This is a genomic window from Lentzea californiensis (genome assembly GCF_024648825.1).
Classification (GTDB): domain Bacteria; phylum Actinomycetota; class Actinomycetes; order Mycobacteriales; family Pseudonocardiaceae; genus Lentzea; species Lentzea californiensis.
Genome location: NZ_JANBBE010000001.1, coordinates 49,696 through 64,301 on the forward strand (window position 1 = coordinate 49,696; position 14,606 = coordinate 64,301).

Below are 14,606 nucleotides of genomic sequence, written 5' to 3' on the forward strand. Positions count from 1 at the left end.
CCAAGGAACGACGCCGCAGACGCTCGTCGACGCCGTTGCGGCCGTGGACGTTGCGGGAGACGGGCTCGGCCGCATCGTGCGTCCGGCCGACAGACTCCGCAGGCCCGCGCCTGGACCAGTCTTGCAGACGGAGGGCCGTCCCATCCCCCGCGTGATCGAGGGGTACCTGTGGGGCGGGATGACGTCCGGCGGTGTGGCCAAGGCCACCTGGGCGCTGCTCTTCCCGTTCAGCATCGCGAACGTCGCGCACTGGATGCTGCCTCCGGTCCCCGAGCAGAACCTGCCCGCTCACCTGCTCGGCATCGGCCTGCGGTCGTTGTTGCGGGTGTTCGCGCTGCTGCTCACGGCGTTGCTGGTCGCGCAGATCTCGGTGGTCAGCCTCGACCTGCTCGCCGCCCAGTGCCTGCGGCCCGCCACCGCGTGTCTGACCAGCGTTCCGGGTGACGTGCGCGCTTTTCCGTGGTTCCGGACGTTCCTGGGGTTGCTGCCGATCCTGGTGGTGATCGCGGTGATGCGGCGCGTGTCGCACGTCGAATGGCGGATCGAGCGCAAGGAGATCGCCGACGCCGAGGAGCAGGACAAGCAGCCCCCGTCCGGACTGCCCGGCGCGCACGTGGCGACCGACCCGGACACGCCGGCGTTGCGGTCCCTGCACATCGTGGCCGCGCTCGCGGTGACGGCGCTGATCGCGCTGGGCGGGCCGTTGCAGCAGCTCACGGCCGCCGGCGGCATGGGCGTCGCGATCACGGTGGCGTGGACTGTCTCGCTGGTGCTCATCGGCGTGTCCGTGCTCGGCGTGTTGTTGTTGGACGACCCGACGGGCGGTGCGCCTCATCGCGGCGGACGGTGGCTGCGCGCGGCGCTGAGCCGCAAACCGCGGCGGCTGTTGCTGGTGTTCTCCCTGCTGCTGGTGCTGACGACCCTGGGGCTGCAGGAGCAACTGCCGTTGCGGGTGCCCGGCGCGGACGTGACCGTGCAGGTCGTGGCGTTGCTGATGGCGTTCGTGCTGGTGCTGTTCGGACTGATGCTGGTGCCCGCGGCACTGCTGGCCCGCAAGACGTGGCGCACGTTGCCGCGCGAACTGCGGCCGTGGGCCGGCGGCTGGTTCGCGGCGCCGGTGCTGGCGATCGCGGGACTGCTCGGCGGCGGCTTCGGCGCCGGAGTGGCGTTGCCGGTGCGCAAGGCGCTGGGCGAGGACCTGGACCTGCCGGACGGGTACAGCTACATCACTCTGCTGTGGGGCGTGGCGGGCGCGTTGGCGCTGCTGAGCTTTCTCGCGGTGGCCTCGTTCACCGGTGCCGTGCGGTGGCGGGCGTTCCGCAAGGGCAAGGTGTGGGCGCGTGAGGCTTCGCTGCTGCACTCCGGCCGGATGCGCGACCTGCGCATGGCGACGCGGGCGTGGTGGTGGGCGCGCTGGGAACGCAACCACGGCCATCACATGATCCTGATCATCGCGTCCGTGCTGACGGTCGGCGCCGTGCTCGCCTCCTTGCAGCGGTTGCGCAACGTGGAGCTGGCGTCGTGGACGTATCCGTTCTCCGCGTTCGGCGTGTTCGTGCTCGGCCTGCTGGCCGTGTCGTTGCTGCGTGCGGTGTACCTGGCGGCGCGGCAGCCGGAGTCCGGGCGGCGGCTCGGGATCATCGCGGACATCGCGCAGTTCTGGCCGCGTGAAGCGCACCCGATCGTGCCGCCCTGCTACGCGCTGAAGGTCGTGCCGGAACTCGTGGCCCGCGTGCAGGACCACCTGCGCGACCCCGGCACCCGTGTCGTCCTCTGTGGACACTCGCAGGGCTCCCTGCTGGTCGCCGTCGCCGCCGCCCGCCTGCTGGAGGAACTGCCTGCCCACGACCGCGAACGGATCGGGCTGCTGACGGCCGGTTCGCAGCTGCAGTGGGCGTACCCGCGGGCGTTCCCGGCCGTGGTGCCGCACGCGTCGCTGGCCCGGCTGGCCGGCGGGCTGGACGGACGCTGGCGCGCGCTGTGCCGGGGCACCGATCCGCTGGGCGGCGCCGTGACCACGTGGCGGCGGCAGGTGTTCGACGGCATGTTGCTCGGCGTCGGCTACCGCGACGACGGTTCGGAGGGCGCGCTGGCGCCTGCGTTGCGCGGGCCCACCGGGGCGTTGGTGCTGGGTGGCGACCACTGGCTGCCGGATCCGCAGCGCGGGCCGTTCCCCGGACGGCGGTGGCGGTCCGGGGTGTCGGCGCACTCCGACTACACGTCGGACCCGGAGTGGGACCGCGCGGTGGCGATCGCGGCGGGGCTGTTGCAGGTGGACGCGCCGGAATCGCCTTCGCTGCCGTTCGCGCGCAAGCCGGAAATGCGGTCGCGGGACGTGCTGGGCGGCTCCTAGTCTGCGCGGGTGTACATGCACGTGTTCAAGGTGACGAAGTACGACCCGGCTCATTTCGCCGACGGGTACTTCGGTCCCTTGGACATCATCAGTGACCACGGGCCGTTGGAAGCGGCCTACCTCACGGCCGTCGAGACGTTCGCCGCGGAGACCGGCGTGACCTCGGTGATGATCCGCGAGCCCGGTGCCGGCGGTCGCGGCGGACTCGAGCCGGCCGTCGAGGGGGACGGGCTCGCCGGACTGTTCCCGCCCGACCTGACCGGCTACCACGACGGGGCGCGGGTCCCGATCTCCACCGCTGTGGCGCTCGTGCGGGCCATGCTGCGGGACAACGGCGCGTGGTGCCGGTTGGAGGACGAGGTCGTCTGGGAGGACCAGAACGGCTTGATCACCCGCGACGTGGTCCACGCCGAGGACCGCCCGGCGCTCGCCGTCGAACTGACCCTGGCGCGTGGTGCGGCGGTGCGGTCCTTGCACGAAGCGGAGCCGCTCGCTGAAGCGGTGTTGCCCGATGACGATGGTGTCGTTCGAGTGCGTTGGAGCAAATGATCATGCTGACTGGGGATCTCGTCCGGCTGCGGCCCGTCGAGCCGGAGGACGCCGACGCGTTCCACCGCTGGCACAACGACGAAGAAGTGATGCGGTGGCTGCAGAGCTACTACCACTCGTCGCTGGCGTCGGCGCGCAAACGCTTCGCCGACCGTCAGGAGAACTCGTACGAGAAGGTCACCTTCTGCATCGAGACGCTGGAGGGCGGCAAGCTCATCGGTGTCGTCGTGCTGCGGGACGCGGATCCGGTCAACGCGCGGGCCGAGGTCGACATCTACATCGGCGAGAAGGACCACTGGGGCGGCGGCTACGGCACCGATGCGCTGCGCACGGCCTGTCGGTACGGGTTCGACACCATGCGGCTGCACTCGATCGAGCTCGGCGTCGTGGAGGCGAACGAGCGCGCGATCAAGTCCTACGAGAAGGTCGGTTTCCAGGTCGACGGGCGGTTCCGGCAGTCGTTCTTCCGCGACGGCGAGTGGCACGACGCGCTGCTCATGTGCGTGCTGAAGGACGAGCTCACCTGAGGGCGGGCGCGAGGTGGCCGATCGCCTCGCGCAGGTGGTCCTCGATCGAGCCCGCCGAGACCACGACCAGTCCGGACGGACGCAGGTCGACCCACCTCCGCACGGCGAGGCGGGCGGCCGCGGACACCGCGGCCGCCAGCACCTCGGCGCCCTGGCCGGACTTGCCGAGCCTCGCGGCGATCACGTCGGCGATCGGCGGTTCCAGCTCCGCCACCGAGTCGAGGTAGGCCTCGCGCAACGCCGGTGTCGAGGTGATCAGGGCGAGGGCCTCGGTCGGTGGTTCGCGGTACTGCGCGGCGAACGCGGCGACGATCGAGTCGGCCAGGGGCTCGTCGGACGGCCTGGCCCGCAACGCTTCCGCCACCTGGAGCGCGCGGGTGGCCGTGATGCCGGCGACGATGGCGTGCTCGCGGCTCGCGAAGTAGTTGTTGTAGGTGCGGGGCGAGACGTTCGCCGCCTCGGCGATCTCGTCGACGCGCACGTCGTCCACGCCCTTCTCCAGGGCGAGCCGCAGTGCGGCGGCGGACAGCGCCGCTCGGGTCTCGGTCTTCTTGCGCTCGCGCAGTCCCACGGCGATCACTGTAGAGACCTGCCGTGACACGATCACTACCGATTGACTTTCGATAGATCACTAACGATACTCGATGCATGATTTCTGAACGTTGGGCGGTGACGGCCCTCCGGGTGTTCCTGGTGGCGTTGTTCGGGATCCTCGTGATGCTGGAGACGTTCTCGATCCCCGGCCAGTACGCGCACATGGCTCAGCAGAACCCGGACGAGGCCCACCTGAGGTGGCCCTCGACGATCGTGTCGATCTTCTGGATCGTGTGCGTGCAGGTGGTGATCGTGGCCACCTGGAAGCTGCTCACGCTGGTGCGCAAGGATCTGATCTTCACCGAAGGCGCGATCAAGTGGGTCAACGTGATGGTGTGGGCGATCGCCGCGGCGTGGGCCGTGCTCGTGGGGGTGTTCATCTGGATCGGCGTCAACGCCGACGATCCGGGGGTGATCGTGCTGTTCTTCCTGTTCACGTCGGCGGTCTCGGTGGTCGGCCTCGTGCTCGTGGTGATGCGGGCGCTGCTCAAGCGCGCCACGGAACTGCGGGCTGACATGGAATCGGTGATCTGATGGCCATCGTCGTGCGCATCGACGTCGAGCTGGCCAAGCGCAAGATGAGCGTCGGCGAGTTCGCGGAGAAGGTCGGGCTGACGCCCGCCAACGTCGCCGTGCTGAAGAACGGGCGCGCGAAAGCCGTGCGGTTCAGCACCCTCGAAGCCATGTGCCGGGTCCTGGAGTGCCAGCCGGGCGATCTGCTCGAGTTCGTGGACGACGAGGAGTCGGCCTGAAGGTTGTCCCGCAGGTGCGGGGTTCCAACACCAGGTGCTGAACGGATGATCGTGAGACTCGCGCCTGCAGCTGTGGCAGCCTGCGGGCATGCCAGAGCCGCGCGTTCACGCAGGCCGCCACTACGCCGTCCAGTTCTTCTACGCCGTGCCGACGGTGGTGCCCGACGAGGACCCGAGCCTGGACCCCATCGTCCACGTCCGCACCGTTCAGTCCATTCCCTACGAGATCATGCGCTGGTTCATGGACCACGTGACCGACCAGGTCGAACACTGCCACCAGGGGTTCGAGCAGGCAGCAGCCGAAGCGGCGGAGTGACCGGCTCGAGCACGGCGGCGACCTGGACGGCCCCGGTTCAGCGCACCACCTTGCGGGACAACGCTCAGCCCAGCCGTTTCGCCAGTCGGTCGGCGGCCTCCAGCCGCCCCGACTCGGCGAGCAGGCCCACCGGCGCCAGCACGTAGTCGCGGTCCACGGTGATCTCGGCGGTCTTGAGCACCGGCCGCAGCACCGGGTCCGCCCGCAACACCTCGACGATCGGCCCGATGTCGGGCGTGTGCCGGAAAACCCCGCCCGACAACACCAGCAGGCCCGCGCCGTGCGGTCCGAGCTGCCCGTCGACCTGCCTGAGATGCCTGCGCACGGCCAGGATCGCCGCGAACGACGCCAGCTTCACGTCGACGGCCGGGTCGTCCGGCAGCCAGCCGACGTTCTCGGCCCGTTTCTGGGCTTCCGCGGCCAGGTCCTCGGTCGTCAGGCGTTCGGTCAGGGCTTCCTTGACCACGCCCGGCGCGGACCAGCGCATGCCCAGGTCACCCTCGACGGTGCGGCGGTCCGGCGGGAGCGCGACCGTCCTCTCCAGACCTTCACTGTCCGCTGTGGACACCGCCGAGTACACGTCCGTCGTCGCGCCGCCGACGTCCACCACCAGCACGGCACCTTCGCGGTCCTGTGCCGCGAGCCGGGATACGCCCGCCAGCACGGCATCCGGCGTCACGGCCCGCACGAGCTGGCGGAACCTCGGTCCCCTCGAAAGCCCCTTGCCGCCGATGACGTGCTGCAGGAACGCCTCGCGAATCGCCTTGCGCGCGGGTTCCGGGGCCAGCTGACCGACGTCCGGCAGTACGTTCGGACAGGCCACCACCGTGCGCTTCGCCAGCAGTTCCAACGCTTCCGGCTGCGCCTCGACGTTGCCCGCCAGCACGATCGGCACGGCCACGCGGGCGAGCTTCGCGGCGTTGTGCAGCAGGACCGACTGGTCACCACCGTCCGTGCCGCCGACCAGCAAGATCAGGTCAGGAGCCGACGCGCGCAACGCCCTCACGTCGACCGGGCCCGCGCCGACGTGCACGATCTTGGCGCCCGCGCTGAGCGCGACCCGGTAACCGGCCTCGGCGCTCACCACCCGTTCCTGGCCGACGACGGCAAGCCGGAGACCACCGCCCGCCGACGAGCACGCGAGGATCTCGCCGTCGCCGACCTCATCGCGCAGCGCGTCGATGCCCCGCAGCACTTCCGGCGGCGTGGTCGGGTGCTGCCCGGTCCTGACCAGTTCGCCCTCGGGGGTGATGAGAGCGGCCTTGGTCCAGGTGGAACCGACGTCGAGACAGAGGATCACCGGGTTAGCTTGCCACCATGAAGCTCACACCCAAGGTGATCCTCGAAGGCACGCGACTGACCGGCAAGACGGACCTGGCGTTCGCGTTGAACGAACACCCTCGTCTGGTCGGTCACCGCAGGTACCGGTACCACTCGCCGTTGATCTCGGGTGAGTGGAGCGGTTTCAGCAACGAGCCGTGGGGCCGTGGGCTGATCGACTTCGCGCCGGACGAGACCGCGCACGCGATCGAGACCTACGAGACGTGGGTGCGGATGTTCGAGCTGCAGCGGTACTACTCGTGGATCATCGACCGGTTCCACCTGTCCACGTTGGCGTTCCAGGCGCGACAGGGACGGGAGTTCGACTTCGGCTGGCTGGAGGAGAGGCTGAAGCCGCTCAACTTCGCGATCGTGCTGTGCACCCGGCCCGAGGACACCTTCGAGGCGGCACGGGAAGAACGGCTGAAGATCAGCGCGAACCCGAAGCAGTACGTCTCGCTGGAGCCGTTCGTCGAGGAGCAGCGCCAACTCCGCGAGCTCGCGGCGAAGTCGATCCTGCCGGTGCTGGAGCTGGACGTGACGCGGCAGGGCCCGGACGACGTGGCGCAGTGGCTGGACGAACAGGGCCTGCTGACGCTCTAGTCGTCCGCCTTCTCGTGCACGGTCTGCATGAACGACCCGAGCTGGGCGAGCTGCTCCGGTGTGAAGAGGTCGATCAGGTACTCGCGGACCGTGGTGACGTGACCGGGTGCGGCGGCCTGCAGCAGGGCCTTGCCTTCGTCGGTGAGCACGGCAAGGATGCCGCGCTCGTCGGACTCGTGCGGTTCGCGCCGCACGAGTCCCGTCTTCTCCAGCTTGCCGATCTGGTAGGTCAGCGAACTCTTCGACACCACGACCCTGCGCGCCAGTTCGGTCATGCGCATGCGGTTGCCCGGCTGTTCGGACAGCACGACCAGCACGTTGTACTGCGCGTGCGAAAGGCCCGCGTCGCGCTGCAACTGCTGTTCGATCTGCCTCTCGAGGAGGTGGTACGCCTGGACGAAGTGGTGCCAGGCGCTTCCCTCCTCCTCGGAGAGCCACCGCGCGTTTCCCATGGTGCGCAGATTAGTTGGTGATGAGCTAGATGCCGGGTTCTTCGCCTTGCTTGACCACCGGTTCCGGCTCGACCTTGCCCTGGCCGGTCTTGCCGAGCACGGAGTTGCGCCGGCTGTAGACGAAGTAGACGACCACACCGAGCGCCATCCAGATGAGGAACCGGATCCACGTGAGCGCGGTCAGGTTCAGCATCAGCCACAGGCAGGCGAGGATCGCGAGGATCGGCACGAACGGCACGAGCGGCACGCGGAAGCCGCGCGACAGGTCGGGCCTCGTCTTGCGCAGCACCAGCACACCCGCGGAGACGAGGATGAACGCGAACAACGTGCCGACGTTCACCATCTCTTCGAGCTTGCCCGCCGGGAAGAAGCCGGCGGCGACCGAGACGAGCACACCGATGATGATCGTGATGCGCGTCGGCGTGCCGTGGCTACCGGTCTTGGCGAGCTTGCGCGGCAGCAGCCCGTCCCGCGACATCGCGAACAGCACGCGGCTCTGGCCGAGCATCAGCACCATGACGACGGTGGTCAGACCGGCGAGCGCACCGACCGAGATCACCGTCGCCGCCCAGTCGACCCCGTTGTCCGAGAACGCCTTGGCGAGCGTTGCCCGCGTGCCGTCCGGCTGCGTCGCGAGCTCCGTGTACGGCACCATGCCGGTGATCACCAGCGTGACGGCGACGTACAGCACCGTGACGATGGCGAGAGAACCGAGAATGCCGCGAGGCACGGCCTTCTGCGGGTTCTTCGTCTCCTCCGCCGTGGTCGCCACGACGTCGAACCCGATGAACGCGAAGAACACGATGCTCGCCGCCGCCAGCATGCCGAGCACGCCGTAGGTGCTGCCCGAGTAGCCGGTGATCAGCGAGAACAGCGACTGCTCGATCCCGGTGTGCGCGGCAGGACCACCTTCGGCTGCCGGCGGGATGAACGGCGAGTAGTTCTCGGCCTTGATGTAGGTGATGCCGAGCACGATCACGAGCAGCACCACCGCGACCTTGATGGCCGTGATGACCGCACTGACCCGCGAACTCAGCTTCGTGCCGACAACGAGGAGCGTGGTGAGCACCGCGACCAGGAGCACCGCGCCCCAGTCGAACTTGATGCCGTCACCCACCTCGGTCTTCACGTCGAGACCCATGAGCCCCAACGTCGTCTGCAGGTAGGCGGACCACCCCTTGGCGACCGCGGCCGACCCGACCGCGAACTCCAGCACCAGGTCCCACCCGATGATCCACGCGGCGAACTCGCCGAACGTGGCGTAGGAGAAGGTGTAAGCGCTACCCGCGACCGGCACCGTCGAGGCGAACTCGGCGTAGCACAACGCGGCCAGCGCACAGGCGATCGCCGCCAGCACGAACGACAGCGAGACCGACGGCCCCGCGATGTTGCCGGCAGTGCTCGCGGTGAGCGTGAAGATGCCGGCACCGATGACCACCGCGACACCGAAGACCGTGAGGTCCCACGCCGTCAGATCCTTGCGGAGCTTGGTGCCCGGCTCGTCCGTGTCCGCGATCGACTGCTCGATCGACTTCGTGCGCCACAACCCGTTCCCCGGCACGGTGCATACCTCCTTGATGGAACCTGAATTGGCCCACCCTAGAGGTAACCACCAGGTGAGATGGCCATAGCTCTTGTCCGCAGGTTGTCCGGCGTTCTGTCCAGACACGACGAACCCGCCCCCAGACATCACCCACAAGTCTCTGCTGAACGCACGCGGGGACCTTTCGTACCGACATGCAGTACGAAAGGTCCCCGCGTGCGAAGAGAATCAGGAGCTGGCGACCGTGGACCGGTCCAGATCCGGCTCCAAGTAGATCAACCGAGCATGCGGCACCTTGGCCCGCACCCGCTGCTCCGCGTCGTTGATCGCCTGAGCGACCTCGTCCAGCGGCAGCCGGGGCTCGAGCGCGATCTTCGCCGCCACGAGCATCTCGTCCGGGCCGATGTACTGCGTCTTGATGTGGATGACGCGCTGCACCTTGCCTGCGGCCAGCTCGTCGATGATCACGTCGAGGTCCTTGTCGGACGCGCCCTCACCGATGAGCAGCGACTTCATCTCGATGATCAGGATCACCGCGATGATGCCCAGCAGCACACCGATGGCGACGGTGCCGAGTGCGTCGAAGACCGGGTTGCCGGTGATCGTCGCGAGGCTGACGCCGATCAGTGCCAGCACCAGGCCGATCAGGGCGCCCGCGTCCTCCAGCAGCACGACGGGGAGTTCCGGCGTGCGGGAGTTGCGGATGAACTGCCACCAGGTGGCGTCGCCCTTGATCTTCTTCGACTCGACGATCGCGGTGTAGAAGCTGTACGACTCCAGGCCGATCGCCACCACGAGGATGCCGACCGCGACCAGTGGGCTGGAGAGCTCCTCGGGGTGCTGCAGCTTGTGGATGCCCTCGTACAGCGCGAACACCGAGCCGAGGGTGAACAGCATCAGTGCCACCACGAACGACCAGAAGTAGCGGTCGCGGCCGAAGCCGAACGGGTGGAGCCTGGTCGCCTTGCGCTGGGCCGTCTTCTGGCCGAGCAGCAACAGGCCCTGGTTCGACGTGTCGGCCACCGAGTGCACCGACTCGGCGAGCATCGACGACGAGCCGGTGATCAGGAATCCGATGAACTTGGCCACCGCGATTCCGGCATTCGCGACCAAGGCCGCGACGATGGCCTTGGTTCCGCCCCCTGCTGACACGCCTGTCTCCTCGCAACAAGTCCGGTTTGTCCGGTCGTGAACCTTAGTCTGTTCCGGCCGTGGCGCGGAAAAGTTCAGCGGATTCAACACCATCCGGTCGCACGAGCACCGCCGGGTCCGACGCTGGGAGCCACACGGACTCACCTCGCGCCAGCCTCAACTCCTCGCCACGGGCGTTGGTGAGTACCACGGCGCCGTCGGTGCAAATCATGATTTGCGGGCCCTCGTGGTTGATCCGGGTCTCGGCGGCCAGGTCCAACCTGGACAGTTCGAACTCCGGAGCGGGCGTGCGGTACACGCGGACGCCGGGCTGGACCTCCTCGCCCAGCAGCACTTCCATGTCGCCGCACGTGAAGTCGAGCACTCGCAGCAGCTCGGGCACGTCGACGTGCTTCGGCGTGAGGCCGCAGCGCAGGACGTTGTCCGAGTTCGCCAGGATCTCGATGCCGGTGCCCCGCAGGTACGCGTGCAGGTTGCCGGCGGGCAGGTGGATGGCCTCGCCCGGCTGCAGCACGATCCGGTTCAGCAGCAGGGCCGCGAGCACGCCCGAGTCGCCGGGGTAGGACTCGCCCAGCTCCAGGATCGTGCGGCACTCCAGGTCGAACTCGCCGTGCTCCTTCACGTGCAGCACGCACGCGTCCAGCACCTGCGGGAGCAGCGACGACAGCGACGTCTGCGGCAGCGTGATCAGCATCGTGAACAGCGCGCGCAGGCCCGACGAGTCCGGCTGCGCGACCAGCATCTCGGTGTACGGCGAGAGCGCGGGCGCGTCCAGCGAGCGCAGCAACGAGACCGTCCGCGACGGCTCGCGGAACCCGGCCAGGGCGTGGAACTCGGTCAGGGCGCAGATCAGTTCCGGCTTGGCGGCCGGGTCCTTGTAGTTGCGGACCGCGGCGTCGAGCGGAACGCCACGGCGTTCCTCGGCGGCGAAACCCTCCGCCGCCTGCACGGCCGACGGGTGTGCCTGCAGGCTCAGCGCCTCGTCGGCGGCGAGCACCTTGAGAAGGAACGGGAGCCTGCTGCCCCACCTCTCGGCGACGCGCGGGCCGAGCTGGCCGTCGGGGTCCGCCGTCAGCAGGTCGAGCAGGGAGCGCTCGGTGCCGTCCGCGTCGCGAACGCGGGACGGGTCGCCGGGGTGGGCGCCCATCCACAGTTCGGCCTCGGGATGGGGTGCGGGCACCTCCTTCCCGAGCAGCTCGGCGATGGCCGTGCGTGAACCCCACGCATACGGCCTTACCGCGTTGTGCAGCAGGTCCACTTCTGAGTCAGCTCCCAAATCAGTACGGGTTGCCGCCGAGAGTCCCGGCGGCGAGCCCGAGGTACAGCGCGGCCAGTTCGAAGCGGAGCGCGAGCAGCGCGGCGCAGACCGCGTCGCCTCCCGCCACCTCGACGGCCGGCTCCAGCACGTCGGCCCCCGGCAGGGCGTCCTCGGCGACTTGCCGCACGGCGTCGGCCATCGGGCCCTGCCGCACGGCCAGCAACAGCACGCGCACGAGTCCGCTGCCCGGCTCGTCGTCCGGGTCGGCGAAGAGGTCCGCACCCGAGGTCCCCTGCACCGCGCGGCGGTGCAGCACCGGGCGGGTCAGCGCCTGCGAATACCCGGAGACGTCGCAGGCCACGCCGGCGAACGCCCCCAGCACGCCGGCGCCGTGCACGCCGACCGACGTGGCGACCTCGTCGAGGCCCCACAGCAGCGGCGTGCGGTCGGCGACGCGCAACGCGAGCGACTTCGCCGGGTTCACGAACGACTCGTGCGCCGGGTGGTCGCGCTCGGCCTCCCGGTCGAGCTCGTCCGCGATCAGTTGAACGTCGGCCTTGAGCAGGCCGAGCGAGTGCAGCACCAGCAGCCACGCGGCGAACGCGCGCGGGAAGCTGAAGCCCGGCGGCACGTCGATGCGGGGCGGCAGCAGCACGGCCCGGCCGGCGGCGGCCGCGGCGATCGGACCGGAGTCCGGCGCCGTCAGCAGTGTGCGGGCGCCCCTGCGGACGGCCCTGTCGATCGACTCCGCGAGCACCCGGTCACCGGGGTCCTCGGTGTGCGCGAGCACCACGTCGAGGGCGCCCACCCACGGCGGCACCTCGTCGGACATCACCACCGGCACCGGACAGCCGGGGCCGAGCAACGCCATGACGACGTGGGCGACGGCGACCGAGTGGCCGGGCCGGGTGATGAGCACGACCGCGCGCGGGCGTTCGGCGAAGATCCGCTCCACTCCCGCCTCGGCCGCGGCCTCTGCGGTGGAACGGACCTGTGCCCCCGCACGTGCGGCGGCGCGCAGCCAGCCGCCCGTGTCCGCGTCGGCGAGGCGGCGCTGGTCGTCGAGCAGCGTGTCGTCGAGCACCTACGTCACCCAGCCGGCGGCGGCTCGACCGCCTCGTCCAGCAGCAGCACCGGAATGCCGTCGCGGACCGGGAACGAACGACCGCACGCGGTGCACGTGAGGAAGTCCGCCTCCGGGTCCGACGGCGTACCGACCTGCAACGGCGCGTGCTCGGGGCACGGGCAGGCGAGGATTTCCAGCAACTGCTCTTCGATCTTGACGGCCACGGTGTTCTCCTCAGGCCCGCACGATCGCGAGGACCTCGTCGCTGAGCGCGGCGACGGCCTCGGGGGTGGCGGCTTCGACGTTCAGGCGCAGCAGCGGCTCGGTGTTCGAGGCACGCAGGTTGAACCACGACCCGTCCGCCAGCTGCACGGTGAGACCGTCCAGCTCGTCGATCGTGACGCCGTCCTTGGAGCCGTACGCGTCCTTGATGGCGGCGATCCGACCTGCCTGGTCGCCGACCGTCGAGTTGATCTCACCGGAGGCGGCGTAGCGGTTGTAGATCGAGGTGAGCGCCGACAGCGGGCCGTCCTGCTCACCGAGCGCGGCCAGCACGTGCAGCGCGGCCAGCATGCCGGTGTCGGCCTTCCAGAAGTCGCGGAAGTAGTAGTGCGCGGAGTGCTCGCCACCGAAGATGGCGCCGGTCCTGGCCATCTCCTCCTTGATGAACGAGTGGCCGACGCGCGTGCGCACGGGCTTGCCACCGTGCTCGGTGACGATCTCCGGCACCGCGTGCGAGGTGATCAGGTTGTGGATGACGGTGCCGCCGGGGTCCTTGGCGAGCTCGCGCACGGCCACCAGCGCGGTGATCGCGGACGGGCTGACCGGGTCGCCGTTCTCGTCCACGACGAAGCAGCGGTCCGCGTCGCCGTCGAACGCGACACCGGCGTCGGCACCCTCGGCCTTGGTGCGGGCCTGCAGGTCGACGATGTTCTTGGGGTCGAGCGGGTTCGCCTCGTGGTTCGGGAAGCTGCCGTCCAGCTCGAAGTACATGGGGATGACCTCGATGGGCAGGCCCTCGAAGACCTGCGGCACCGTGTAGCCGCCCATGCCGTTGCCCGCGTCCACGACGATCTTGAGCGGGCGGATGTTCTTCAGGTCGACCAGCGCGTTGAGGTACGCCGCGTAGTCGACGAGCATGTCGCGCTCCTCGAACGTGCCGGGCTCGACGCCCTCGGCGTCCGGGACCTGGTTCTCGGCGTCCTGGCGGATCTGCGCGAGACCGGTGTCCTGGCCGACCGGCGATGCACCCGCGCGGCACATCTTGATCCCGTTGTACTGCGCCGGGTTGTGGCTCGCGGTGAACATGGCGCCGGGCAGGTCGAGCTTGCCGGACGCGAAGTAGAGCATGTCCGTGCTGGCCAGGCCGATGCTGATCACGTTGACGCCCTGCGCCTGAGCGCCCTCGGCGAACGCACGGGACAGCCCCGGCGAGGAGTCACGCATGTCGTGACCGATCACGATGGTCGGTCCACCGACCAGGCGCGCGAAGGCGGCGCCGAAGTCCCGGACCAAGCCGGCGTCCAGCTGTTCGCCGACCACCCCGCGGATGTCGTACGCCTTGACGATGCCGGACAGGTCACGCACGCCGCACACTCCCGAATCTCGCTCTTGACGGCCACTGCCTGGGCAGCCTACCGGCGAGAAGATTAGTGGTGCGTGTGGTCAGTCAGTCCTCGTGCGGATCGGGCAATACCCGCAGGTGCCCACGCCGATGAGAGCCCGCAGGCACATCGGGCAGCTTCGGGCTCACATCAGCCCGCCCAGCCTCCCGCACGGCCTCTGCCAGGGCCGTCAGGTCGTCCACAGTCGGCTCGGGCGCCGCGAACTCACCCTGGTGCCTCACGACCTCCCACCCCCGCGGCGCAGTGAGCCGCAAGGCGTGCTCCTCGCACAGGTCGTAACTGTGCGGTTCGGAGTACGTGGCAAGCGGCCCGACGACCGCGGTGGAGTCCGCATAGGCGTAGGTGAGCGTGGCGACAGCCGGGTTAGCACACCCGGTTCGCGAGCACCGTCTCACGCTCCGCACGATCGGGGACGATAGCGCGTCCACGGGAGGCTGTGTGTGAGGCACGCTGTGTTTAGTCGTCAGGGGTAGCAACTAGGCTGCTCGGTTGTGGT

Annotated in this window: 17 protein-coding genes; 7 read left to right on the forward strand and 10 right to left on the reverse strand. The window is 69.3% G+C overall.

Annotated features, from left to right (window positions below; all coding sequences use genetic code 11):
- Positions 1–151 precede the first annotated feature (151 nt).
- From LX88_RS00280 to LX88_RS00290, 3 genes are read left to right on the forward strand one after another with little or no spacing between them, the layout of a single operon-like run.
- Entirely contained in the window at positions 152–2,353 is a 2,202-nt protein-coding gene (locus LX88_RS00280; protein WP_258945923.1) for a hypothetical protein, read from the forward strand.
- 9 nt (positions 2,354–2,362) lie between these two features.
- Positions 2,363–2,902, forward strand: a complete 540-nt coding sequence (locus tag LX88_RS00285; protein ID WP_258945924.1) for a hypothetical protein — start codon at positions 2,363–2,365, stop codon at positions 2,900–2,902.
- 2 nt (positions 2,903–2,904) lie between these two features.
- On the forward strand, positions 2,905–3,429 hold the full coding sequence (locus LX88_RS00290; RefSeq protein WP_258947574.1) for a GNAT family N-acetyltransferase: 525 nt from the start codon (positions 2,905–2,907) through the stop codon (positions 3,427–3,429).
- On the opposite strand, the gene LX88_RS00295 is transcribed toward LX88_RS00290, so the two are convergent.
- Positions 3,422–4,000: a TetR/AcrR family transcriptional regulator gene (locus LX88_RS00295; protein WP_258945925.1), complete on the reverse strand. Its 579-nt coding sequence runs from the start codon at positions 3,998–4,000 to the stop codon at positions 3,422–3,424. The two genes, LX88_RS00290 and LX88_RS00295, sit on opposite strands and share 8 nt — an antisense overlap.
- 77 nt (positions 4,001–4,077) lie before the next feature.
- Between LX88_RS00295 and LX88_RS00300 the strand changes: the two genes are divergently transcribed.
- The 3 genes from LX88_RS00300 to LX88_RS00310 all read left to right on the forward strand — a co-directional run bounded on the left by LX88_RS00300 (position 4,078) and on the right by LX88_RS00310 (position 5,091).
- Complete coding sequence (locus tag LX88_RS00300; RefSeq protein ID WP_090067324.1) at positions 4,078–4,557, forward strand: DUF2975 domain-containing protein; 480 nt, start codon at positions 4,078–4,080, stop codon at positions 4,555–4,557.
- The gene (locus tag LX88_RS00305; RefSeq protein WP_030476549.1) at positions 4,557–4,775 is read left to right on the forward strand and encodes a helix-turn-helix domain-containing protein; all 219 of its coding nucleotides are present in this window, start codon (positions 4,557–4,559) and stop codon (positions 4,773–4,775) included. The genes LX88_RS00300 and LX88_RS00305 overlap by 1 nt, the downstream gene beginning before the upstream one ends.
- An 88-nt stretch (positions 4,776–4,863) precedes the next feature.
- Positions 4,864–5,091 carry a hypothetical protein gene (locus LX88_RS00310; protein ID WP_258945926.1) on the forward strand — a complete coding sequence of 76 codons (228 nt, stop codon included), beginning with the start codon at positions 4,864–4,866 and terminating at the stop codon, positions 5,089–5,091.
- Positions 5,092–5,155: 64 nt separating this feature from the next.
- Here the strand turns inward: LX88_RS00310 and LX88_RS00315 are convergent, their stop codons facing one another.
- Positions 5,156–6,391 (reverse strand): glutamate mutase L, encoded by a 1,236-nt coding sequence (locus tag LX88_RS00315; protein ID WP_258945927.1) that lies wholly within the window; start codon positions 6,389–6,391, stop codon positions 5,156–5,158.
- A gap of 17 nt (positions 6,392–6,408) precedes the next feature.
- Here LX88_RS00315 and LX88_RS00320 point away from each other — a divergent pair, with 17 nt between their 5' ends.
- Positions 6,409–7,014: a hypothetical protein gene (locus tag LX88_RS00320; protein WP_258945928.1), complete on the forward strand. Its 606-nt coding sequence runs from the start codon at positions 6,409–6,411 to the stop codon at positions 7,012–7,014.
- On the opposite strand, the gene LX88_RS00325 is transcribed toward LX88_RS00320, so the two are convergent.
- The 8 genes from LX88_RS00325 to LX88_RS00360 all read right to left on the reverse strand — a co-directional run bounded on the left by LX88_RS00325 (position 7,011) and on the right by LX88_RS00360 (position 14,514).
- Complete coding sequence (locus LX88_RS00325) at positions 7,011–7,466, reverse strand: MarR family winged helix-turn-helix transcriptional regulator (RefSeq protein WP_258945929.1); 456 nt, start codon at positions 7,464–7,466, stop codon at positions 7,011–7,013. The two genes, LX88_RS00320 and LX88_RS00325, sit on opposite strands and share 4 nt — an antisense overlap.
- A 25-nt stretch (positions 7,467–7,491) precedes the next feature.
- Positions 7,492–9,027 carry an amino acid permease gene (locus LX88_RS00330; protein ID WP_258945930.1) on the reverse strand — a complete coding sequence of 512 codons (1,536 nt, stop codon included), beginning with the start codon at positions 9,025–9,027 and terminating at the stop codon, positions 7,492–7,494.
- Positions 9,028–9,237: 210 nt separating this feature from the next.
- Entirely contained in the window at positions 9,238–10,161 is a 924-nt protein-coding gene (locus tag LX88_RS00335; RefSeq protein WP_258945931.1) for a cation diffusion facilitator family transporter, read from the reverse strand.
- Between the two features lie 43 nt (positions 10,162–10,204).
- Positions 10,205–11,419: a mannose-6-phosphate isomerase, class I gene (gene manA / locus LX88_RS00340; protein ID WP_258945932.1), complete on the reverse strand. Its 1,215-nt coding sequence runs from the start codon at positions 11,417–11,419 to the stop codon at positions 10,205–10,207.
- Positions 11,420–11,438: 19 nt separating this feature from the next.
- A complete protein-coding gene (locus LX88_RS00345; protein ID WP_258945933.1) occupies positions 11,439–12,503 on the reverse strand; it encodes a hypothetical protein in 1,065 nt (354 codons plus the stop codon).
- A gap of 5 nt (positions 12,504–12,508) precedes the next feature.
- On the reverse strand, positions 12,509–12,709 hold the full coding sequence (locus LX88_RS00350) for a Trm112 family protein (RefSeq protein ID WP_030476541.1): 201 nt from the start codon (positions 12,707–12,709) through the stop codon (positions 12,509–12,511).
- A 10-nt stretch (positions 12,710–12,719) separates the two neighbouring features.
- Positions 12,720–14,072, reverse strand: a complete 1,353-nt coding sequence (locus tag LX88_RS00355) for a phosphomannomutase/phosphoglucomutase (RefSeq protein WP_258945934.1) — start codon at positions 14,070–14,072, stop codon at positions 12,720–12,722.
- 82 nt (positions 14,073–14,154) lie between these two features.
- Positions 14,155–14,514 carry a DUF3499 domain-containing protein gene (locus LX88_RS00360; RefSeq protein ID WP_189154299.1) on the reverse strand — a complete coding sequence of 120 codons (360 nt, stop codon included), beginning with the start codon at positions 14,512–14,514 and terminating at the stop codon, positions 14,155–14,157.
- Positions 14,515–14,606: the final 92 nt, after the last annotated feature.